A 23,247-nucleotide genomic window follows, 5' to 3' on the forward strand; every position below is an offset into this window, starting at 1 on the left:
CTTAATACCACTCCAATTAATATTTTAGAATCTTTTATTTTGAACTAATGGCACCACATCACATGTTTCTTGATAAAATGTTAGCATTCTTTCTTTTAGCTTGATCACTATTTCTTTGTAACTTGCGTCATCAATCAAATTGATTGTTTCTTCGGGATCTGCTTCTAAATCATACAGTTCGTCTTTTTCATCCAACCTTCGGATATACTTGTATTTTTCTGTTCTTACCATAGTTGCTTTGGTATGCTCAGGCCCTTGACTTCTTTGCATTTCTCCTCTTGGCCAATAAAGATCAGAGGGATTTCTATTCATCGGACCGTCTTCATTACAATGAATTTCTTCTTTCAGCCTGCCGCCTTCTGAAAACACAGCATCTCGATGCCTTTGTTTTTCCCCTTTCATTATTGGTACTAATGACTTCCCGAAGTGAAAATGATTAGGCTCTACCTCTGTTAGATCCTCAACGGTGGCAGTAAAATCGACTAACTCTACTAAACTATCACGAACTCCCGGCTCGATGTCTACGGAACTAGGTGGTTTAATAATAAATGGTACCTTCGTTAAACAATCTTGAAAAACGTTCTGTGCTTTTTCTACTACTCCATAATCTCCTGCGAATTCTCCATGATCAGAAAAGAAAAAGATTGCTGTATCCTCATAAAGTCCTTGTTCTTTTAGTGCCTCAACAAGCATTCCAAATTGATGATCTACTCTTGTACACATCGCATAATAAGTTGCTCTTAGTTCCGCCCACCTTTTTTCACTCCATGTACTTAAATTCATTTTTTCATATAATCCGGCAAGCATACTTGGTTTGTTATCCCAAGAGTCTGGCTCCTTGATTCGTTCTGGCATTTTGTCACGGTCAATCATTTCATACCATGGTGATTCTACCCCAAATGGAACATGTGGATATAATAATGGCAAATACATACACATCGGTTTATCAGCTGGCGGATTCTTAATAAAATCAATCGCTCCCATTACATTTTCCCAATCAGGATCATGATAATGAGATTCTCCTTCTTCTTTTTCAATCTCACCGACATAAAAAGAATAATAGGTGTCATCTTCAGGATTGCCACGTCTTAAATCGTTACCAAAATAATTTTTTGTTTCTCGTCGGGGCTCATATTTTTCATTGCAATAATCATCAAAACCATTTTCAGCAGGTACTAAATCATTTCTTCCTCCCCACCAAACATAATAGCCAGCTTCTTTTAACGTTTTCAGTAATACTGGCTCATCCTTTTGCATCATGTGATACATGGTACGATGTCCACGTACATGGGGATACCAACCGCTCATAAACGAACAACGACTAGGTGTGCAGACAGGATTTTGACAAAAAGCATTTCGGAAAGAAACAGCATCTGTTTCAACGATTTTGTCTAAATGAGGAGTAACGGCAGCGGGGTTACCCATATGACCTAGTAAATCTCCTCGCCACTGATCAACATTGAATATAATAATATTTGGTTTCTTCTTATTTTCCATATTTAAACCTCCTGTTATCCCTTCACACTTGATGACAGTAAACTTTGCACGAAATGTTTTTGGAATACAAAAAACATGATAATTAGCGGAATAGATACAACAAGTGTTGCAGCCATTAATAAATTAAATTCTATGCCAAATTCCCCTTGGAAAGCCTGTAAACCTAACTGAACCGTTCGCATTTCAGCAGTATTGGTATAAATAAGCGGGTGAAAAAAGTCATTCCAAATATGAACCGTTTTCAAAATACCAAATGCTGCAATAACCGGACCACTAAGCGGTAAATATACGGATATGAATGTTCTAATTGGACCTGCTCCATCCATATAGGCCGCTTCATCAAGAGATTTTGGAAAATATTGATAAAATTGACGAGACAAGAATACACCAACAGGTGCTGCTACTTGAGGAATGATTAAAGCGTAATACGTATTTAACCATCCATTTCCGCCCATGCCAAATAAATCATTACCTCCAAATAAAGGAATATGCTTCATGATAATAAATTGCGGGATAATTACTGCTTGAGGTGGTACCATAAGCCCTAATAATAGAATAATAAAGATAACATTCTTTCCTTTAAAGTTCATTCTGGCAAACGTGTATCCTGCTAATAGACTTACAACTATACTTGCTCCAACCCCGAAAAAGGTAACAATGAACGAATTTTTAAAATAGGTTCCCCAAGCAGCCGTCTGCATGGCTGCTACATAATTTTCAAACTGCCATGCTTTTGGTAAAAAAGTAAATTGACCTGATACAAATTCTGTATCACCTTTTAAAGAGGTAAAAATAATGAATAAAAATGGTAAAATCATAATAATCGATGCAATGATTAAAAGGATATAGGCAATCATTTTGCTTTTTCTGTTGTTTAACATCTCTGTTAACCCCCTTTAATTTAGATCATTTTCTTTTGGAGTGAATATATAGTTAACCAATGTAAATACAAATACAATGATTAATAAGAAGATAGCTAAAGTAGCAGCATACCCCATTTCAAAATCCTCAAAGCCCCTTCTTACGATTTCATTTACAATCGTCGTCGTTCGGTTGGCTGGTCCTCCTCCTGTCATAACATAAACAATATCAAACACTTGGAAGGATGCGATCGTTGTCATAATAAAGATAAAAAAGGTAATAGGTCTTAATAATGGTATTGTAATTTGAAAGAATTTCCTAATGGATGTAGCACCATCAATACTTGCCGCTTCATACAGTTCATTCGGTATCCCTTGCAATCCTGCCGTATATATAATCATACTAAATCCAATAGATATCCAAATTCCTACAACAATTACTGCTGGTAAAGCTGTTGCAGGGTCTTTCAGTAAGTCTTTACTACTTAAACCAAATGATTGTAAAAAGGAATATATGGGACCTCCAATTGGACTGTACAGCCAAATCCATGTCATAGAGACGGCAACCCCTGACATAACAGCTGGTAAATAAATGATCGCTCTAAATACAGGAGCTAATTTAATTTTCGTATTCATAAACACCGCTAATACTAATCCAATAATCATGCTCGGCAATACGGTGAACAACCAGTAAAAGCTTGTATTTCGAATGGAAAGCAGGAAGGCATTATCACTAAATGCTTTTTGATAATTGCCTATTCCTATCCATTCACCTGCACTAAAAATATTTTGATTTGTAAAACTCAAATAGAACACCCAAATTAAAGGTATCAGTACAAATACCAAATAGATAATGGCATAAGGACTGATCAAAATATATGGTACGATACTATTCCATTTACTTTTCATGTGAATCCCCCATTTAGAAGTTAGAGCTGTCTCAAAAGCAGGCTCACTGTACACGCAACTGGAATATACTCGCTTTCCGCGGGCAACGCTTCAGCCTCCTCGTGAGCAAAAAACGCTCACTGTGGGGGCTTCAGCTGTCCGATTTCCCGCAGGAGTCTCGTATATTCCATTTGCTGAACTTGTTTAGATACGTAAACTAACCTTATGCGACAGCCCCAATCTATTTATTCTAAACCTAACTCTTGTCTAACTTGATCTGCCTGAAATTCTAAGGATTCTCCTGGTTCCCTTACATCTGAATAAGCTTCTTCAAGCGCTAACCTTAAATGTTCCACATTTAAATTCCAATGTTCTGATGCTCTAAAGCCACCTGAGTCTTTCATTGCTTCAAATACCACTTCATTATAAGGAGATAAATTCTTAAATTCTTCTTCCATGGATTTCCTTGGAATGAGATAACCTGCTTCTTCTGAAAATTTCAATAGATTGTCAGGTTCAAACCAAAATTTAATAAATTCCCATGCTTCTTCCTGATATTCTGTACTATCATTCATGGCCACAAAAGTACCCATCGATAAAGATGTCTGTGTACCATTTGGCCCTTCTGGAGGTAAAGTCCAACCGATATTTTCTAAGTCAATAGAATCTCCCATTGCTTCCACAATCTGTGGTGAAGTAAATGCCATAGCTGATTGTCCATTCTGGAAAGGAGAGCCTTCTAATTGTAAATTATTCGATGGAATAATTGCTCCATCGTTGTATAAATCTACTAGATCACTTAGTAGTTGTTTTGAAGTATCTGAATCGTACAGAGGATCACCATTTTCTTCATACATATGTGCTTGGTCATGTAATAAAAGTAAGGAATAAAATGCTTGTTCTCCATTTTGCACTGGAATATCTATTCCACCACGAGTTGTAGTACCACTTTCGTCTATAATAGCTAATTGACGTGCATATTCATAAAGTTCTTCTACAGTTTGCGGCGGTTGTTCAGGATCCAGGCCTGCTTCTTCAAAATAATCCTTTCGATAGAATAATACACGAATGTCTGGAAATAAAAGGCCATATTGTCCACCATTCCATTGACCACTCTCTAAAATATCTGGAAAAATATCTTCTTTTCCATCCCAATTATCCTGTTCTATAAATTGATTTAAATCAGCATATTGTTCTTGTACTACTGTATACATCAGCTGCCCATAACCTAATCCATGAATATCTGGAGCATTACCACCTGCATAGCCAACAGAAAGTTTTTGGAAATATTCCCCCCACGGTACTGCTTCATATTCAATGTTAATATTGGGATTTTCATTTTCAAAATCCTCTACGATTCCACTTATCGCATCTGCTACATAGTTTTGACCAGGCCACCATAATTTCAATGTTACTTCTTCTTCCTGATTTTGTTCTCCTTCTCCGTTAGCACTCTTTTGTTTTTCTTCATTTGTAGAAGAATCACTTTGACATCCAGTAACCATCAACAATAAAGATAGAATAAAAATAATACCCCACTTTAAAATTTTTCTTTCCATTTTGTAACCCCTTTCATTTTTAGGATTTTTGTTCTTGCAACTTAAATGTAATCGATCCATCTCATTTTGGTAAAGTTCTATATGTAATAATAGAGTGTTAAAACCGCTGTTTTGGAAGTTCTGATTTTGAGGTTTTCATTTTAACACTGTCTTCAAACTATTGATATAATAGGCTTTTCCACTATACATCAGACAAAACGCTTATAACATGTCAACGAAATTGAATAACCAGTGATAATATAAATCACTGGTTATATGTCGTTAAAAATTGCTTTTATTTACTTTTGGATTTTGTATTTCTTCATCTAATTGACGATATTCAGACGGAGTCATTCCTACTGCTTTTTTAAATACTGTATAAAAATTGCTCTTTGTTTGAAAACCAGAACGTTCCGCAATATCAGCGATTAACCAATCTGTCGTTTGAAGCATTTCTTTCACTCTATTGATCCTATTTGTTAAAATATAATCCGAAATCGTTTCTTTCGTCACTTCTTTAAAGACTTGTCTGATATAACTTACAGATAAAGATAAATGATCCGCCACTTGATTAACCGTTAACATTGGATCATGAATGTGTAAATTGATATACTCTCTCATCTCATCTACTAGCTCTGACTTCCGATCTGAAACTCTTAATTCCTCTAAATCACTCATAATATGATTTATTTCAGTTTCTAGCCATTCCCTAGCTTCAGTTAGAGTAGCATAGTTTTCTATCTGTTTTTCGATCCCATCAAAGCTTTTGAAAAATGTCAGTTGATTAAACGATTTCATCAAAGAATAGATCATATTGATTAAATGGAATTTACACTCGTTTGGATGCATTAATTGCAATTCTGAAAATATTTGGTCCAATATTTCATTTACTTTATTTTTATTTCCAATTTGTATGGATTGACATAAAAAATCTTGCACTTTGTCTTTTACAGGATTCATCATGGTTACATATTTCTCAGCATCCGATTCCTCGTAAATTTTGTCTTTACCTGTGATAAATTTTAATGTTGATAAATTGTAAATTTCTTGATAAGTCGATTTCAAGTTGCCATCGGTTTCTTTTGGATCACTAATGGCAATTGTTACATTTAAATTCAACCATTTAGATATTTGATTTTTCGCAATCTGAAGTTGTTCCATTAAGTTAGATTTATTTAAATTATCATTACCAAATAATAGCACCATATGGTCTCCGCCAAAATCAGCAAACTCTATCGTTCGTTTTTGCTGAAATGTGTGCTCTATGATATTACCAATCGCATATTTCATTGCTTTTCTAGTTGTCAAATTATACTTTTCTAAAAATAATGGGTATCTTTCTATTCGAACAACCAATAACATTAAAGTTTCATCATTCAATAAATGGGTCTCTTCTGAAATATACTTTCTTATCGATTCATTTAAATAGCCTTGAAGAATCCACTGTCTTAAATTCTCCTCTTTAATTAAATGTTTATGTTTCCTAATCGAATTACTCATTTCATTTAAAGTTTTAATTAATGAATCAAAGCTCTCATATAACATTTTATGTTCTTCTTGATTTGTTTTTTTATCTCGATCGACGTATCGATGAATCTTGTCTTCAATACTCTCTGCTAATTGAGTAAACGGTCTATAAGTTTTTCTGGATAACCAAAATACGATTATGCCAATCATTAATAATATAACAATTGATGCATACACAATATTTCTTTGAAAATTAGTTATCGATTGCTGCCATGGTCCTATTTCCGTCAAGTAATATAATTTCCAACCGAAAGTATCCATTGTGACATAATTGATCGACCAAGTTTTATCATCTATTTCCATGTTATATTGCCCTTGATTATGACTCGCCATATCTGATATATTACTACGATGATGATTCCAGCTGTCATCCCCTAACAATAGTTGTCCATTTTGATCAGTTAGAAGCACTGTAGTATTTTCGTTATCTTGATTATTTTGAAATAAGTATGCCTCCATCATGTCTGTATCTAGTAAAGTCACCATAGAACCATCATAATGTTCAGCTTCCACAATCATGGCTAAATAATTTTTATCTTCTCTTTTATGATGGAAGTATGTCAATCTTTTATAATTACCAGAATCAATCAATTCAAGCATATGTTGATCATCAAATTCCTCTTGCAAGAACATCCCTTGCTTTGAATCAAAGACAACTCCAGTTTGTTCATTAATCAAATAGACGGTATGAATAAACGGTTCATCTAATAAATAATTGGTGACACTTTTATATGATTTCCATAGCTCCCCACCGTTGTGTTCGTCTAATTCCAAGTAATTTTGAATACGTTCATCTACATAAATACGCAATGAATACGCTTCCATTCTATCCAACAAAAATTGGATGCTCTCCGTAGAATTAGTCAACTCACTTCTCGTAAAATGATTGATCTCCGAAAAAGCATACTTAGAGAATTGCTTGGATAATAATAAGGAAATAGGAATAATAATAATGGCACATAAAACAAATATCCATAAAGTCATTTTCGTATACATTTTTCTCTTTTTATAAAACTTCATATGATTCCTCCCATATAAAGCAAATTTCATTCAGCCTGTTACCATCTAGGTAATTTCTATTAAATAAATCATACCATACTTTTAACCAAAAATAATAAAAGTGTTACAAAAATCTAAAAGTCAATAGTAAAGACCACCCAATATAGGTGGTCTCTCATTAAAATTATATTAAAATCTTGCATCTGGCTTATGCCGGACAACATCAGAAGTAGAAAGATGAAAGGTTAACAATCGTTCTTTTAATTCAGTCAACACATCTGTCAAACTTGGATCGTTAATTCGATTATGGACTTCTTGCGGGTCTTTATTTAAATCATATAATTCATCTTCTTCATATAATCGATGCACGTATTTGTAATCTTTTGTTCGGCACATAACAGCTTTAGTGTGTTCTGGCCCTTCACTGCGTTGGAGACTCAAGCGTGGATAGTACAATGCTCCAGGCTTTTGTTGATCAGTTGCTTCTAATTCCATACAATGTTTTTCTCCTTGCAATCTGCCTCCTTCAGAAAAAACAGCATCACGATGTTCTCGATTTTCCTCTGCTATTATGGGAAGCAGCGATTTTCCAAAGTGCGTATGACCAGGCTCAATACCCACTATATCTTCCACTGTTGCTGGGAAATCAATTAATTCCACTAGTGCCTCTCTTTTACCTGGTTTAGCCGGTATATCAGCTGGTGGCTTTACCACAAATGGCACTCTCGTTAGCGAGTCTTCGAAAGTATTTTGATTTTTTTCCACTATGTTGAAATCTCCAGTATAATCCCCATGATCTGAGAAGAAGAAGACAGCTGTATCATCATAGATACCCGCCTCTTTTAAGGCATCCATCACTAATCCAAATTGATGATCCACCCTTGCACACATGCCATAGTAAGTAGCTCTTAGCTCATCCCATTTCTCTTCAGGCCACGATTCCATGTTCTGAATATCAGCAATCCCTTTTAACATGCTAGGTTTTCCTTCAAAATTTTCAGGCGGCTTCACTCTTTCTGGCAGTTTTTCTCTGTCGATCATACTAAACCATGGTTCCTCTACGACATAAGGTGGATGCGGATACATTAATGGTAAATAGATACATAATGGTTGATCCTCTGGAACATTTTTAATTTGCTCTATAGCCCCATGAATATAGTCCCAATCATAATTAGCAAACCCTTCTAAGCCATGTCCTTCTTCAACTTTGCCACCATAAAAAGAATAATAGTCTGGACTATCTGGATCTCCTCTCCAATCATCATTCATGGCAGCCATTAATTTCTTTGTATCTTGATTTGGTGTGTATTTCACATCACAATATTCATCAAAATTAGCATCATTCGGAATTAAGTCATTTTTTCCGCCCCACCATACAAAATAACCCTGTTCCTTTAAAGTGCGTAATAATACTGGATCTTCTGGCTGCATCATATGAAAGATTGTTCTATTCCCTTTAATGTGTGGATACCAGCCACTCATAAAGGAGCATCTGCTTGGTGTACAAACTGGATTCTGGCAAAATGCCTGTTCAAATGAAACGCCATCTTGCTCTACCATTTTATCAAGATTTGGCGTAACAGCTGCTGGATTGCCTAAATGCCCCATCACATCTCCACGCCATTGATCTGGATTAAATATTATAATATGTGGTTGTTTTGTTGCCATATATAGATTCTCCCCTTAAAAAATTTATGCTTCTTGTCTTTTTAGATCTGCTAAAATTTCTTTGAATTTATCTTTATCTAATTTGTAAAAATAGATGGATATAATAGCAATAATAGAAGTTATAATAGGTACAATAGTTACAGAAATTAGAATTCCATGCAAGGCTTCAGGAGTTTGAGTGGTATTTGCTACATAACCTGTAGCACTTAAGATCATACCGGAAAGAGCTCCACCTAATGCCATGCCTAATTTTTGAGTAAATATAAAACTGGAGTACACTAAACCTTCTGCTCTTATACCTGTTTTCCATTGGCCATACTCTACTGTATCTGGAATCATTGCCCATAATAACGGTCTTGACAATCCCATACCAATGGCGAAAATGCTTCCATAAGTAAAAACAGATAATACACTGGAATGGAAGAAGTATAGTCCTCCCAAACCAACTATCATTACTATTTGACTAAAAATGACTAGATTTCTTTTGCCCATCCATTTGACAAACATTGGACTTAATAAAACAAATAAGGAAGTAATGGACAAATTAACTAAAGAGTAAATAGGAAACATTCCTGCATTTCCATAGTTGTATTTAAAGAAATACAGCATTGCTCCATTTTGAACAGTGAATGAAATCATGTTCGTGACTACCAATATTAAGATTAAAAGTAATGGTGCATTAGTTCCAATAACTTTCAGCTTGGTTTTAAAGGCATGTTTTTCTTTATTTTTAATCTCTAATTGCTTTTCTCTCTCCCCTAAACTCTTTGTGCCATAAAAGGTTGTTAATAACGTAATAATAGCGACGATAGCAAACATCATAGAAACCATGAAAAAGCCTGTAGCTTCAGTTGGGAATAATTGCACTAATGGTAATGTCGCACTAGTCGCAATCAGCGTTGCTGCCGTACCAAACACGACTTTAATCGACGATATAGTAGATCTCTCTTGGTAATCTTGAGAAATCACAGTCATCATGGAGCTATACGGGATATTAACAACCGTGTACATCAGACCAAAGAAAATGTATGTTGAATACGCATACACTAACATGCCAATATCTCCAAAGCTAGGAACAGTAAAACATAACACACCTGAAACTGCTAATGGTACAGCCCCAAACAAAATATAAGGCCTAAATTTCCCCCACTTAGATTTTGTTGCATCGACCACAACACCTGCTCCAACATCCGTTACAGCATCTAAAATTCTAGTAATTAAAAATAAGGTTCCTGCAGCAGCTGCTGAGATACCAAAAACATCGGTATAAAAATAAAGTAAATACGAAGATATAATCATAAAAAATAAATTTAATCCAAAATTCCCCACACCATATTGTATGGAAGTTTTGATGCCTGCTTTCTCTACAACTGGTTGATTTGTACTATTTTGATTAGATTCGTTAGGTAAACTACTCATTATCTATTTCCCCTTTCTTCTTATGATCTACCAAATTTTACGGTTTGTAATTTTATATGACCTCCTTCTTTGATATCGGTTACAAAGTATAATACTATATTTAAAATATAAAAATGGTATATATATTTACTTTTTGGTAATATCATTCACTAAACTGAAAACGATTAATTTTCTACATTATGCATTAAAAATACCCTATAAAGCAGACTTCTTTAGAATGTCTGCTTTATAGGGTCATATAATTAGACTTTTCTATCTATCTCTTTTCTGAACAGCTCATTATTTATTAGCTTTAAACAGATTAGCCATCATAACTTGTTTGAATTCTGCTCTTGATGTGTCTTCCTCTTCTGGAAACTCACTAGGATGCTTCTCTTTCAATTGTTTAAATTGTTCTTCTCTTCCTGTTTCAATTAGTCTTTTTCCATAATTCTTTAAAAAGCCTTTAGCATGGAATGGACCGCCCTCTTTGATCACCGTCCATAAAGGATCCACATCGTCACCTGTTCTAAACATCATCTCATCATGCCATTCCTGTAAATAGTAAGCTCCTTCCATGCATTTCTCTTTATGTTTTTTCGCCAGATTATTTTCTTCTCTAGGATCTTCTGCTAAATTAAATAGCATTTCCTTATCGAATAAGTGATACCCGTCATGATAGGTTCTCATATACAACCAGTCACCAAAACGAACACTTCGTTGCGCAACATGAGCACATTGGGAAATAACGACATAATCCCGGCCAGTATCTTCGCCATCTGTTAATGTTGGAGCAAAACTTCTTCCATCCCAATCAGGAGAAGCTGGCAAATCTAGCAATTCAGCTAATGTAACAGGTAAATCTAGATGATAATGTAATCCATCATCTACTATTCCTTGCTGCATACCTGGCCATTGTATGATCATTGGAATACGGCAAGTTCCGTCATCTGCTGTTCCGTGCTCACCATAAATTCCTAATTGACCCATATTCTCGCCATGATCTGCTGAAATGATAATGATCGTGTCTTCTAAGATTCCTTGCTGTTCAAGTACTTCAAATAAATGACCAATATTATCGTCCACATATCTAATACCACAATCATATCCATCAATCATTTTTCTCATATCATCCATATTTTTAATTTCACCTGGACTTCTAGGGAATTGATCACCAGTATCATTGGTATAAGTCATGCCTCTATGATCAATTTCTAATTCATGAACAGAATGAGGACCAACTGCCTCCTTATGCTTTTCCAACGTATCTTCGTTAGCCCATTCTGGCAGCGGTGCATCAGCAAATGGGTTGCCGAAACTTTCTGGAGCCCGATAAGGTGTATGTGCATCCCAATAGTTTATATATAGAAACCAATCATCGTTGTTCGCATTGTTTTCTAACCATTCTTTTGCAACTGGCGTAACTTGTTCTGCTGATTCCATGCCAAATCCGCCAGTATTATATATTTCATTAAAACCAGCATAAAAATTAAACGTAGAATGTCGCTGAGGAAATGGACTAATTAATGCCGTATTAAGTCCAGCTCCAAGCTGTAGGAAGGAAGGCAGCGAACCACCTGTAGATAAGTTCCCAAATATTTGACGATCAAGTCCTTCCGCATTCATATCACCTGCTGTTCCACCATGCCCTACTAAGCCATTGCGAATCCCAAACTGTCCAGACATTAATGCTGTTCTAGAAGGGGCGCAAGGTGCATCAGAGGTATAATAGTTATTAAAGCGCACCCCTTTTTCAGCAATTCTATCGATATTAGGTGAAGTGTTACGGTGATATCCATAGCACCCTAAATGTCTTGGGCTGACAGAATCTAAATCTAAAAATAATACTCTCATTTTTAGTCATCTCCTTTTATTTTATAATTAGTAAATAATTGTTTTTAAACTAGTAAACTTGCTTTTTGCTAGTTCTTCATTTCAAGATTTTAAATCGTTTACTGAAATATTAATATTGCAAGGTTGTTTTTGTATTATTTTAATATTTATAGTACATTTATAATATTCATTAAATTTCGAACAATAGGAGAGGTGTAAAACGATGCATAACTCTCATACAAATGACTTTGAATTTGTAGGCAAGCTGATGTATGAGACCTTTCAAATCCCTATTCTTTATATGAATAACAAGGGGGATATGGTTTATGAGTTTACTTCTAGTTATAGACATAATCCAATGTACGAATCTAAACAAACATTGCTAAACGAGCTATTTAATAGTCATGAGGACCATCCCTTTCCAATCCTAAGAACAACTCATTACTTAGAAAATTTTATTTGTTTAACCATACAAAATGAAGGGTTATTTATAATAGGGCCATCCATTGCTTCAGAGCCATCAGAACAAACGGTTAAATCATTAATTGCTGATTTGAACATCAGACATCAAAAGCAAGATGAATTTATCCAATATTATTTATCTCTTCCAGTTCTCAGTAATATGAAGGCCATTTATGCTGGCATGCATTTATACTATATGATTTATCAGAAAAAAATAGATGCTAGTGATGTGATACAAAAAAATAAAGAATTAGTAGATAAAGTAAAAGAAATAGAAGATCCTCATTTATCCATATCTAAAGGCAGACAAGATATTTCTTTACACCATGATGAAATGCATGAAAAAAGAATGCTTCAATCCATACAAGAAGGAAAAAAAGTCGAAGCCATAGAATACCTTAGGTCATCACCTGAAACTGGACAAATTGGTACCTTATCTAAAAATAGTCTCTTAAGACATAAAAAGAACCTCGGCATTGTTATTATTGCCTTTGCCACACGTTCAGCAATGAAAGGTGGATTGCATCATGAAATTGCCTACACATTGAGTGATTTATATATTCAAAACTTAGAAGAGCTTAATAATATCAATGATGTGGACGCATTTATTGAAGATGCCGTATCTGAATTTGCCGACCGAGTGTATAAAAAGAAACAACAAAACTTTTCGAAACCTATTAACCTTTGTCTGAACTATATTTTCGCTAACCTTTATGAACCAATCACTCTTCATGATCTAGCTGAGAAAGTTAACTTACATCCTAATTATTTATCAAAACTCTTTAAACAAGAAGTTGGTCAAACAATACGTGAATATATACAACTAGCAAAAATTGAGGAAGCCAAAACTTTATTAACATTTACGGATTATTCCTTATTAAAAGTTTCTACATTACTAAATTTTCATGATCAAAGTTATTTCACCAAAACATTTAAAAAATATACTGGAGTAACACCCAAACAATTTAAAAATAACCCTGAAAATTAAACAAACCTCGTTCCCATTTATCAGCAAGATAAGTATTGATAAGGTACATAGGAAAAGCTATCCCCTTGTACCTTATTAACATAAGACAAATAAAAACCTCATCGAACTGTAAATACCCCTTTAACCTCATTACTATCTTGATAACCGATTCTAACTGCTTTAGCGCGAATCACGACATCCGCTTGATTTACTATAATCGGACCTGTATACAGTTTCCAATGTGGATCTTGTCCTTCTTCTGTTGTATAAGCAATAGATGCTCCTTCTGTAGCAGAATGCAGCATAATGGCCGTCGGTTCTTGGAATGTATTACTATAGGACGGTTCCATACCTGGTTTTTCGCTGTTAATAGGAATAAAGATAGGTTCTGCCGTTTTTGGTTGAACTCCATCTGGCCACATTGACTTAACCATTTGTTCTTCAGATACGTCTCCCCATTTATCATAATCTCTGCACCAACTATCCAACTCTGATCGCAGACGCTCTAATTCCTTTTGATAGTGAGGATCATCCGCCAAATTATTCATTTCATAAGGATCAGCTTTGCAATCATACAGTTCTTCTGGAGGACGTTGATTTTGCATCAATAATTCTTGCTCTTGTTCAAGTTGCCCGGCAAGCTTTAATCGCCATAACTCTTGAAATGCTGGATGTTGGTGGCTAAAAGATGTCCATAAAAGATAAGGCTTTTCTGGATAATAATTTCTAATATATTTGAACTGGTTGTCTCTTACTGCCCTAACTTTATCATAGGCTTGGTCATGACGATCTCTTGTAGCAAACACATAATTTCTTTGTTTTGACTGTTCACCTAGAAAAGACTGTCCTTGAAAGTGATATGGGCTCTTCACTCCAGCTACAGACAATATGGTTGGTCCCAAATCGATCATACTAACTAATTGTTCACTAACTTTACCTTTTTCTATAACCCCAGGCCAGCGCACAATAAGAGGAACTCTTATACCTGCATCATAAGGCCAGCGTTTCGCTCTAGGAAGACCTTCTCCATGATCACTCCACAAAAACACAATAGTATTATCTGCCAATCCATCTTCCTCTAATTGATCAAGAATTTTTCCTACATACTCATCCACTTCAGCAAGATTATCATAATGTTTAGCAAGAGCCTTTCTTGTCTTTGAAGTATCTGGTAAATATGGAGGCAACTCCACTTCATCTGGATCCGTTATAAGTGGTCGATCAGTCTCTTCTTCATTGTATATATGCTTTCTAACCATATCGCCCCACATACCACTTTCATGTGTTAACATTGGGTTAAAAACAGAGAAAAAAGGTTGACCCGGTTCTCGATGCCGCCAATGAGCATCCATCCCATCCTCGTCCCAAGCTGTTAAAGGTGACTCAAACTGATAATCTGTCTTGAAATTATTCGTACAAAAATAGCCCTCTGCACGTAAATATTCTGTAAATGTTTTAACATAAGCTGGCGGAACAGCATAATATGGGGTTGGCATTTCTGGAGTGTATTCGTTCGTATGTTCTGTACGCATATGATGGGTCCCAATGGAAGTTTGATACATACCTGTTATAATCGCTGATCGACTCGGTGCGCACACTCCAGACGTTGAAAATGCATTTTTATATGTTCTGCCTTCGTTTGCTAATTTGTCTATGTTTGGTGTTCTAGCTAATGAATCACCATAGCATCCAAATCTCGGACTAGTATCCTCTAAAGAAATCCAAACTATATTCGGTTTTTGAGATGGCTTTGTCATAAATTAAACGCTACTCTCCCTTCTTCTCCGACAAACTTCCAGGTTTTATTTGGAAATTTTAGAAGTAGCTTTTCCCCAATTGGATTCCGTATCAATAATCGGTTCTTTTGTTAAAGCTCCTGTATCTTCCCACCATTCATCTAATTTTTCTCTTAATTTTTTCTTAACGGATTGATATTCTTGTTTTTCGTAAACATTATGAATTTCATTAGGGTCTATTTGTAAGTCATACATTTCTTCCACATCATCATCATAGTAATACACGTATTTATATTTTTTGGACTGAATACCTCTAAATGGATGCTGTCCCCAGTATGCTTTGTAGTGCTCTATAAAAACATAGGACTCCTCTTCTTCCTCGTCTTTTTCTAATAATGGCAGCAATGATGGATAAAACCCTTCTGGAACTGGTAAATTAGCAGCATCAAGCAATGTACCAGCCAAAGAAGCATTAGATGTCAAATCACTAATTACCTTTCTCTTAGAATTTAACCAAGGCAGATGAACAATTAATGGAATATGATAGAGTTCTTTATAAGGCAAAACCCCTTTCAGCCTTAATCTATGTGCTCCTTGCATGTCACCATGATCTGATGAAAAAACAATCATCGTATTATCTAGTAGATTTTTTTCTTTTAATTTCTCTAGTATTTTTCCTAAATTCCGATCCATTAATGAGGTCAACTTCCGGTATTTTTCGCCATCTGATTTGACTATATCCTCTGTTAGTTTAGATTCTCTAGACATCGCTCTTTTCCTTTGATGTTCAGGTTTAGTTGACAAATCATCTGCATAATAACTTTCAGGTACAGGTATCTCCTCTTTATTATATGTTTCATGAAATGCGTCCACATTTTCGAAAGGACCCTTTTCCACATAATGAGGATTATTGGGATGTGGAAGATACCAAGAAACATGCATAAAGAAAGAATTGTCACCTTGATAATCCTCTAAATAATTTAAAGTCTGAGCAGTTGTTAAAGCATCTCTATGACTTAAATAATTAGGTTTTTCATTTGCACCCCAAAAATCCGCATCATCTGTTCGATAATCTGTTACTTGAAAACCATAATCTTTAGGGGCTCCCCCAAGATGCCATTTACCAAAGTAAACCGTTTCATATCCACCCTTATTAAACTCTTTAGCGATGTTATCATCATCCGGATCAAGCTTATGCCCGATTACATTAACACCAACTTCATGTGGATATTTACCTGTCATCCAAGTTGCTCGAGAAGGAGCACATTGAGCAGATGTACAAATATGGTCTGAAAATTGAATGCTGTCTTCTGCAAACTGATTTAAATTGGGAGTATAGTATTCTTTGCTATTCATAGTATCCGCTCGCTGCTGATCTGTCGTGATGAAAATAATGTTTTTAGCTTTCATATTTTCCCCTCTTTCATAACCTTATCTCTGTTATATAAGGAGTCTATTTTTAAAGCATGCTGATTTAGTCGTTCTTCAGAATCCGAACCCTTAATTGCACTAACAGCAGATGTCACTCTCGTAGCTACAGGAGCCAACTGCCTTCTCTTGTGTGGTGGCTTTTTTTGTTCTATTTTTTTCCTTGGTTCTATCTGCTTAGTGAATGCCTTTGCTGCTTCATGATACATATGCAAATCCATGATGTCAGCACGCCATGTTAATAACGCCTTAACAAGCTCATCTCTTATATCAGACAACTCTGGATTATGATATATGTTTTTTCGTTCTAATGGGTCGTATTTCCGATCAAACAACCTAGGTTCTGATTCATCAAAATAATACTCTAATTTCCAATTTTCGGTTGCTAAAGCTGCTGATTTAAAAAGTGTCCCTACTGCACATTTCCGTGGTGATGGCTCACCTTTTTCCAGTGCAGTAAATAAATCAAAGCCTTGCATAGAATCACTTTGTAAACCTGCAGCTCCTAATATGGATGTAGGTATATCATTCCATGAAGCGAATTGTCGCGTTTCTCCTTGAGGCAGTGTACCAGGCATACTCATGATGAACGGTACACGCCAAGAAGCATCATAATAGTTATGTTTATCGTTAAAACCATGATCAAATAATTGCAACCCGTGATCCGTTGAAAAGATAATTAAAGTATCTTCTCGTAAATTGGCATCATTTATAAATTGAATTAGTCTTCCAATTTGATCGTCACAGTATGAAGACAAACCATAATACAATTTTCTTAGCTTATTAACTTCATCACGAATCTCTTCATGATAGATTGCACCACGTGCTTCAAATAAATTTTGTAATTTTACATCTGTTTTTGGAGGTTGATCTGCTGCATAATCAGTAAATCCCAGTAGTTTTTTCATTTGTTCTGGGAAGTCAGCTATCTCACCTTCAGAGTAATTTATTTCAGGTAAATCAACTTCGTCATAAAAAGTTGCCCATTTTCCAGGTGGATCTATTGGTTCATGAGGGCTAACCATCGAACAAAATGCAAAAAAAGGCGCGTCCCCATTCTCTGTACAATTGGTGATTTCTTCTATTGTTTTGTCAACTAAAAATGATTCCATGAACAATTCTTCAGGTATTGAATTAGGGTGATCGCTCACTCTGCTATATCCATGTCTTCTGATATGTTCGGCATAACAATCATTAGCATTGATCATTTTTTCTGTTACGACATGTTTCACATCAAATGATTCAGGTACTGGACCAAAATGCGTTTTTCCAACCATAATATTATGGTAGCCAGCATCCTTTAAATGATCTGTTAAAGTAGGAAAGTGATTATACCGATTTAATCCATTTTCTATACATCCATGTACTGGGGAATGTAATCCCGTTATAAGGCTACTTCTGGCAACAGCACATACTGGGGAAGATGTATGGGCTTGTTCAAACATGACACCCTCTTTAGCTAGTTTGTCTAAGTGTGGGGAATAGGCAAATTCACTTCCCATACATCCTAATGTATCGCATCTTTGAGAGTCTGTTGTGATGAGCAAAATATTAGGTCTATTCATTCCTATCACTTCTCTCACTGATATTTACTAAACCTAACCTAGTAAACTGTTCTTTAGGAGCCTTTAATTCTGACATTGCTTGTATTAGTTTTTCCGCATATCGATTTTCTAGCTCTTCGTCCTTTATAGGGTTACGTTGTTCGTAATCAGCCTCAATATCAAACAGATGATTTTCTTTTATGTGTGCAGCCATTTGAAAAGATTCGCCTTTCACACTATACGGAAACTTAAATACAGGATAGTTTGTATGGTCAAGAAATCTTCCCATTTCGATTTGTTCTATTAATCGCTGACCATGGAAACTTCGAAAAGTAGTTGGCATTGCTGTATAAACATGACAAGGATAGTTATCTTCACGTGCAGGTGCTCTTAAATAAGTGTATTTTCCATCCGTGATATTGACAGTCATTCCGAACATCCCATATAGTGCATAATCTCTAATTTTTTCTTTTTTCCTTTCAATTAACTTTAGTAAACTATTCCCTTGTACTTTGGACGGAATAGGGACATTAAAATAATCTAATATGGTTGGCATTAAGTCTATATTTTGAGTAATAGCAGAAATATGCTCCCCATTCCCTTCTTCTTTAGGAACGTGAACCATCAAAGGTAAATGAGCAATTTCATTATAGACGTGCATGATATTTTTCCCTGTCCATTCATGTTCACCAAGCAGTAAGCCATGATCCGTTGTAAAGAGTACTAATGTGTCATCCCAAAGGTTTTGTCGATCCATCTCATCTAATAATTTTCCTAGCCAATGATCGATCATCGTCAGTGTTGCGGCATACCTCTTTTGGATATGATCCATCGCTTCTGGAGGTTCATTTACTTTAGAATATTTAGGCCAATTAAACCTAGGACCTTCATATTGATCTTGATATAAATCTAAATAATCATCTGGACAATCAAATGGTTCATGCGGATCAAATGCTTCGACCATTAAAAAGTAATCATCTGCAGATTCATTTTCCTTCAGCCAATTACAAGCTGCTTGAATTGTTTTTGGCCCGGGGTAATCTTTTTCTTCTAGAAATTTGCTTTGGTTTTTTTCATGTTGATCTAGAGCCCGTCCTAAAAATTCATCAGGCAAATCAGGACTTTGAACTTTTGAAACCCATGGGTCACCTTCTTGTCCCCGATGAAAATCCCATGTATGAAAGGATTGGCAGTAATTTTCACCACCAGTTGAAAAATAGTGATAATGATCGGTTACGATATGAGAAAATATAACCTTTTCCCGCAACTGTTTCGTAAGCGTAATATCAAAAGGCTCTAAGCCTCCCCATCCACGTTCTAAAAAATCCATTCTTCCTGTCATAAAGTCTCTGCGAGCAGGCATACAAGGCAAAGAGCCAGCCCAATGATTATCAAATACAAAAGACTTTTTCGCCAATCTAGAAATATTAGGTGTCTTCGTCCATGCCTGGTCGTTGTAAGTTTCTAACATATGACGATTCAATGTATCCAACAAAATCACAATTGCTTTCATCCTTTACCCCCTTAACCTTTAACAGCACCTGAGATACCTTCAACAAAATATTTTTGTAATACAATAAAGATGATGATAACAGGTAAAACAGAAATCGTTGCACCTGCTGCAATCCCGGTCCAATCCACTACATTTTCGCCCTTAAACGCATATAAACCAACGGATAGCGGACGGATACTTGGGTTACTTAGTGTAAGGATTAAAGGTAATAAGAACGAATTCCATGTAAAGATTACCTGCATGATGACGGCACTTCCTATAATAGGTTTTGCTAATGGGAGCATGACATGAACAAAGGTTCTTAAAAAGCCACAACCATCCATAGTCGCTGATTCTTCCATCTCTTTTGGAATTTGCGCAAAATAACTTGCGAACATCAGCACCAACATGACATGACCACCGCCAGATTCAGCCAAAATAACACCAATCATTGTATTGGATAAACCTAATGCATTAATAAGCGCAACGATTGGTATTATAGAAAACTCAAGCGGGATGAACATACTACAAACTAACAATACATAAATAACTTTTTTACCAGGAAACGAAAATCTACCAAGTGCATATCCACATGCAGATGTGGAGGCAAGAACGATTAGAACTACACTAAATGTAATAATAAAAGTATTAAGGAAATATTGGCTAAAATTAGCCGTCTCCCATGCTCTAATAATGTTAGACATATTAAAAGAATTTGGTATAATACTTAAACCGTTTTCAAAGAATTCAGCATCTGTTTTAAATGAAGAGGAGACCATCCATAAAAATGGATACATCCAAATAAAACAAACACCAATTAAAATAATATGGGTGATAAACCTAGATATTGATCCTGAATTTCTTATAAGAAAACTATTATTCATCGTATCACTCCTTTGTTTATGTGGCATTTAAACATATCGATTTGCTTTTGCTTTAGATCTTAGATATTGGATAATTAGCATTAAAAAGATAATGGTAAAGCCGAAAAATACACCTGCAGCTGATCCATATCCCATTCGCGGCTGGCCTATTTCTCCTGCAAAAGCAGCACTATAAATGTAAGTAGAAACAACATCAGTAGCGAAGAAAGGTCCGCCATCTGTTAATGTTTTAATTAAATCAAATACTCTTAGCGAAAATGCTACATTAAAAAGTAAGATGACTGCACCAATTGGTATGAGCAATGGCAAGGTGATAGAGAAGAACGTTTTAAAATGCCCTGCACCATCAATGTACGCTGCTTCATACAGTTCTTTCGGGATACCTTGTAAACCTGCCAGCCAAAATATCATATTGATACCGGTACTCATCCAAACTGAAACCATAATAACTGTAGGCATTGCCCACTTCATACTACCTAAAAAGTCAATCGGAACATCTAATATTCCTAATTGCATTAATAAATAGTTAACTCCGCCATCAGTACTCCAAATGAAGCCCATTACAATACCGATAATAGATGCACTAGTAATTACGGGCAAAAATATTAAAGTTCTATAAATACTAGCAAATTTCAGCTTTGGGTTATTTAAGATAACTGCAAACAGTAAACCTAACATAAGTTGAAATGGAACACTTCCGAATGTAAAAATAAATACATTTTTATAAGCATTCCAGAAATATTTATCATTGATTAATTCTTGAAAATTTGCTAACCCTACAAATTCAATTTGTGAGCTTAAACCTGACCAATCTGACATCGCATAGTACCAGCTAGTTACAATTGGCCATGCCTGAAATAAAGTAAATAATATGATATTAGGTAAAACAAATAACCAACACCAAAACATAATATATCTATTCCGCTTTTTTCTTAAGCTAGAAGTTTGTTGTTTGCCTGCTGTAATATTTGCGTTTGCCATATTGAGCCTCCTTTGTATTAATGTGGCAGGTAACTTGCGCCCGCCACATTAACTTTTATTTATTTCTTGTAATTTTTCATTGGATCCCAATCTGGAAATATAAAGTCTTCCATACCAACGTCTGCCCCTTTATCTTGAGCTTCCGTTATTGCTTTTTCCAGAGCTGCATCTGTCTGTTCAGACAAATCTTGTAACATAGGTTCATAGTCTCGCAGACCAGAGATAGCTACTCCTTGCATTATTTCAGCTGCCGAAGGTGTGACATCTACATATTCTCCAAGTGCTTTGGTAACATCAGGATTTTCTGATTCTGGTACAGGTCCATGTACAAGGATTTCATTGAACAACTCATAAAATTCTAAAAATTCACCTGTTGCAGCTTCTTCAATAACACCAGCCACAGGGGAATAATTGTGCTGATTTTCGACAACCTTGTGCTGATAAAAATCACCGCCATATAGCTCTTCTAAATACTTTGCTGCTAAATCTGGATGATCGGTTTCAGCATATACTCCAAATCCACCCTGAGCTACAGAATCAATCGAACCTTGTCTTCCGTCATCAGATACAGGAGGGGTCATCATGCCATAATCTAACTCTGGGTTATTAGCATTCCAAACTCCAATATTCCATGCTCCTTGAATGATAAAACCTGCTTCACCATTAGCAAAGATTTGTCTAGCTTCAGGTGCTGTCAGACTAGACGTTCGCGGATGAATACTTCCATCATCAGCTAACCCTGCGAATAAATCAAAAATGTCAGTAACTGCCTCTGTATGGTAAGGAGCCTCTCCTGTTAATTTACTAACTGGAGAATTATCTGCTAAACCAGCACCATTTAATGAACCCCACTCTTGGATAGCAAACTTGAATCGATTAGACTGCTTTCCACCTTCTATCAAACCATAAAACTCGCCATTACCAGCTTCTGTAATCTTACGTGCATATTCTCGAAACTCTTCATATGTTTTAGGAGGTTGCTCAGGGTCTAAACCTGCTTTTTCAAACAACTCTTTATTATAAAACACCATAGCCGTTGGTTGAGCCGTCTGTTGAGGAATAGAGTAAATGGTTTCATCAACCATGTTTATGCCTTCCTGAAATGTCCCTTCCCTAAATATGTCAAAAAAGCCGTCCTCTACTATTGGTTCAAGTGGTTGAAACCAACCATCATCAACAAGAACAGGTAAACTAAAGCCTAATGGAACTGGAAATATGTCTGGTGCATCCCCACTCCTAATAGCATTAAGGATGGTATCTGTAAATTGTTGTTGTGTTAGTGTTGTATATTCAATATTCGTTACCTCAGGATACTTTTCCATAAATTGTTCATGAAACTCTTCTCTAAGATATCTCGTAGAATCACTCCAATCCATTACTCTTAAAGTGATTCCATCTTCATCATTCTCCTCTTGAGCTCCTTCATTAGCATTTCCTGTTTCTTTAATGGTTTCATTATTACTGTTACATGCGAATAAAAATACTATTAATGACAGCAAACTGACTGTTAAACCGAGCCATTTTTTTTTCAAATTCATGACCTCC

The 23,247-nt window shown here is 35.6% G+C and carries 16 protein-coding genes; 1 reads left to right on the top strand and 15 read right to left on the bottom strand.

Annotated elements, in window-relative coordinates:
- Positions 1-24: 24 nt before the first annotated feature.
- The 8 genes from GHD00_RS09695 to GHD00_RS09730 form a co-directional block, all read right to left on the bottom strand.
- The gene (locus GHD00_RS09695; RefSeq protein ID WP_163537967.1) at positions 25-1,497 is read right to left on the bottom strand and encodes a sulfatase family protein; all 1,473 of its coding nucleotides are present in this window, start codon (positions 1,495-1,497) and stop codon (positions 25-27) included.
- A 14-nt stretch (positions 1,498-1,511) separates the two neighbouring features.
- Entirely contained in the window at positions 1,512-2,378 is an 867-nt protein-coding gene (locus GHD00_RS09700; RefSeq protein WP_205600736.1) for a carbohydrate ABC transporter permease, read from the bottom strand.
- Positions 2,379-2,393: 15 nt separating this feature from the next.
- Positions 2,394-3,266 carry a carbohydrate ABC transporter permease gene (locus tag GHD00_RS09705; protein ID WP_163537968.1) on the bottom strand — a complete coding sequence of 291 codons (873 nt, stop codon included), beginning with the start codon at positions 3,264-3,266 and terminating at the stop codon, positions 2,394-2,396.
- A 224-nt stretch (positions 3,267-3,490) separates the two neighbouring features.
- A complete protein-coding gene (locus GHD00_RS09710; protein WP_163537969.1) occupies positions 3,491-4,804 on the bottom strand; it encodes an ABC transporter substrate-binding protein in 1,314 nt (437 codons plus the stop codon).
- Positions 4,805-5,065: 261 nt separating this feature from the next.
- Complete coding sequence (locus tag GHD00_RS09715) at positions 5,066-7,330, bottom strand: AraC family transcriptional regulator (protein WP_163537970.1); 2,265 nt, start codon at positions 7,328-7,330, stop codon at positions 5,066-5,068.
- A 168-nt stretch (positions 7,331-7,498) separates the two neighbouring features.
- Positions 7,499-8,977 carry a sulfatase family protein gene (locus GHD00_RS09720; RefSeq protein WP_163537971.1) on the bottom strand — a complete coding sequence of 493 codons (1,479 nt, stop codon included), beginning with the start codon at positions 8,975-8,977 and terminating at the stop codon, positions 7,499-7,501.
- Between the two features lie 24 nt (positions 8,978-9,001).
- Positions 9,002-10,396: a glycoside-pentoside-hexuronide (GPH):cation symporter gene (locus GHD00_RS09725; protein WP_163537972.1), complete on the bottom strand. Its 1,395-nt coding sequence runs from the start codon at positions 10,394-10,396 to the stop codon at positions 9,002-9,004.
- Positions 10,397-10,675: 279 nt separating this feature from the next.
- Positions 10,676-12,229 carry a sulfatase family protein gene (locus tag GHD00_RS09730; protein WP_163537973.1) on the bottom strand — a complete coding sequence of 518 codons (1,554 nt, stop codon included), beginning with the start codon at positions 12,227-12,229 and terminating at the stop codon, positions 10,676-10,678.
- Between the two features lie 202 nt (positions 12,230-12,431).
- Here GHD00_RS09730 and GHD00_RS09735 point away from each other — a divergent pair, with 202 nt between their 5' ends.
- A complete protein-coding gene (locus GHD00_RS09735; protein WP_163537974.1) occupies positions 12,432-13,658 on the top strand; it encodes an AraC family transcriptional regulator in 1,227 nt (408 codons plus the stop codon).
- Positions 13,659-13,756: 98 nt separating this feature from the next.
- Here the strand turns inward: GHD00_RS09735 and GHD00_RS09740 are convergent, their stop codons facing one another.
- The 7 genes from GHD00_RS09740 to GHD00_RS09770 are packed head-to-tail and all read right to left on the bottom strand — an operon-like array spanning position 13,757 to position 23,234.
- On the bottom strand, positions 13,757-15,394 hold the full coding sequence (locus GHD00_RS09740) for a sulfatase family protein (RefSeq protein ID WP_163537975.1): 1,638 nt from the start codon (positions 15,392-15,394) through the stop codon (positions 13,757-13,759).
- 45 nt (positions 15,395-15,439) lie between these two features.
- Complete coding sequence (locus GHD00_RS09745) at positions 15,440-16,783, bottom strand: sulfatase family protein (RefSeq protein WP_163537976.1); 1,344 nt, start codon at positions 16,781-16,783, stop codon at positions 15,440-15,442.
- Positions 16,780-18,366 (bottom strand): sulfatase family protein, encoded by a 1,587-nt coding sequence (locus GHD00_RS09750; RefSeq protein WP_163537977.1) that lies wholly within the window; start codon positions 18,364-18,366, stop codon positions 16,780-16,782. Before GHD00_RS09750 ends, GHD00_RS09745 begins: the two co-directional genes overlap by 4 nt.
- The gene (locus tag GHD00_RS09755) at positions 18,359-19,858 is read right to left on the bottom strand and encodes a sulfatase (RefSeq protein WP_163537978.1); all 1,500 of its coding nucleotides are present in this window, start codon (positions 19,856-19,858) and stop codon (positions 18,359-18,361) included. Before GHD00_RS09755 ends, GHD00_RS09750 begins: the two co-directional genes overlap by 8 nt.
- An 11-nt stretch (positions 19,859-19,869) precedes the next feature.
- On the bottom strand, positions 19,870-20,721 hold the full coding sequence (locus tag GHD00_RS09760; protein ID WP_163537979.1) for a carbohydrate ABC transporter permease: 852 nt from the start codon (positions 20,719-20,721) through the stop codon (positions 19,870-19,872).
- A gap of 27 nt (positions 20,722-20,748) precedes the next feature.
- Positions 20,749-21,702: a carbohydrate ABC transporter permease gene (locus tag GHD00_RS09765; RefSeq protein WP_163537980.1), complete on the bottom strand. Its 954-nt coding sequence runs from the start codon at positions 21,700-21,702 to the stop codon at positions 20,749-20,751.
- A gap of 59 nt (positions 21,703-21,761) precedes the next feature.
- A complete protein-coding gene (locus tag GHD00_RS09770; RefSeq protein ID WP_163537981.1) occupies positions 21,762-23,234 on the bottom strand; it encodes an ABC transporter substrate-binding protein in 1,473 nt (490 codons plus the stop codon).
- Positions 23,235-23,247 lie beyond the last annotated feature (13 nt).

Origin of the sequence: Gracilibacillus sp. YIM 98692, assembly GCF_010993965.1 — a bacterium.
In the GTDB taxonomy this organism is placed as follows: Bacteria; Bacillota; Bacilli; order Bacillales; family Amphibacillaceae; genus Gracilibacillus.

Bases quoted from the DNA above. Each gene is read 5' to 3' on its own strand.
- GHD00_RS09740 (WP_163537975.1), bottom strand. From the start codon at position 15,394: ATGACAAAGCCATCTCAAAAACCGAATATAGTTTGGATTTCTTTAGAG.
- GHD00_RS09700 (WP_205600736.1), bottom strand. From the start codon at position 2,378: ATGTTAAACAACAGAAAAAGCAAAATGATTGCCTATATCCTTTTAATC.
- GHD00_RS09735 (WP_163537974.1), top strand. From the start codon at position 12,432: ATGCATAACTCTCATACAAATGACTTTGAATTTGTAGGCAAGCTGATG.
- GHD00_RS09760 (WP_163537979.1), bottom strand. From the start codon at position 20,721: ATGAATAATAGTTTTCTTATAAGAAATTCAGGATCAATATCTAGGTTT.
- GHD00_RS09705 (WP_163537968.1), bottom strand. From the start codon at position 3,266: ATGAAAAGTAAATGGAATAGTATCGTACCATATATTTTGATCAGTCCT.
- GHD00_RS09745 (WP_163537976.1), bottom strand. From the start codon at position 16,783: ATGAAAGCTAAAAACATTATTTTCATCACGACAGATCAGCAGCGAGCG.
- GHD00_RS09750 (WP_163537977.1), bottom strand. From the start codon at position 18,366: ATGAATAGACCTAATATTTTGCTCATCACAACAGACTCTCAAAGATGC.
- GHD00_RS09720 (WP_163537971.1), bottom strand. From the start codon at position 8,977: ATGGCAACAAAACAACCACATATTATAATATTTAATCCAGATCAATGG.
- GHD00_RS09765 (WP_163537980.1), bottom strand. From the start codon at position 21,702: ATGGCAAACGCAAATATTACAGCAGGCAAACAACAAACTTCTAGCTTA.
- GHD00_RS09730 (WP_163537973.1), bottom strand. From the start codon at position 12,229: ATGAGAGTATTATTTTTAGATTTAGATTCTGTCAGCCCAAGACATTTA.
- GHD00_RS09710 (WP_163537969.1), bottom strand. From the start codon at position 4,804: ATGGAAAGAAAAATTTTAAAGTGGGGTATTATTTTTATTCTATCTTTA.
- GHD00_RS09695 (WP_163537967.1), bottom strand. From the start codon at position 1,497: ATGGAAAATAAGAAGAAACCAAATATTATTATATTCAATGTTGATCAG.
- GHD00_RS09755 (WP_163537978.1), bottom strand. From the start codon at position 19,858: ATGAAAGCAATTGTGATTTTGTTGGATACATTGAATCGTCATATGTTA.
- GHD00_RS09715 (WP_163537970.1), bottom strand. From the start codon at position 7,330: ATGAAGTTTTATAAAAAGAGAAAAATGTATACGAAAATGACTTTATGG.
- GHD00_RS09725 (WP_163537972.1), bottom strand. From the start codon at position 10,396: ATGAGTAGTTTACCTAACGAATCTAATCAAAATAGTACAAATCAACCA.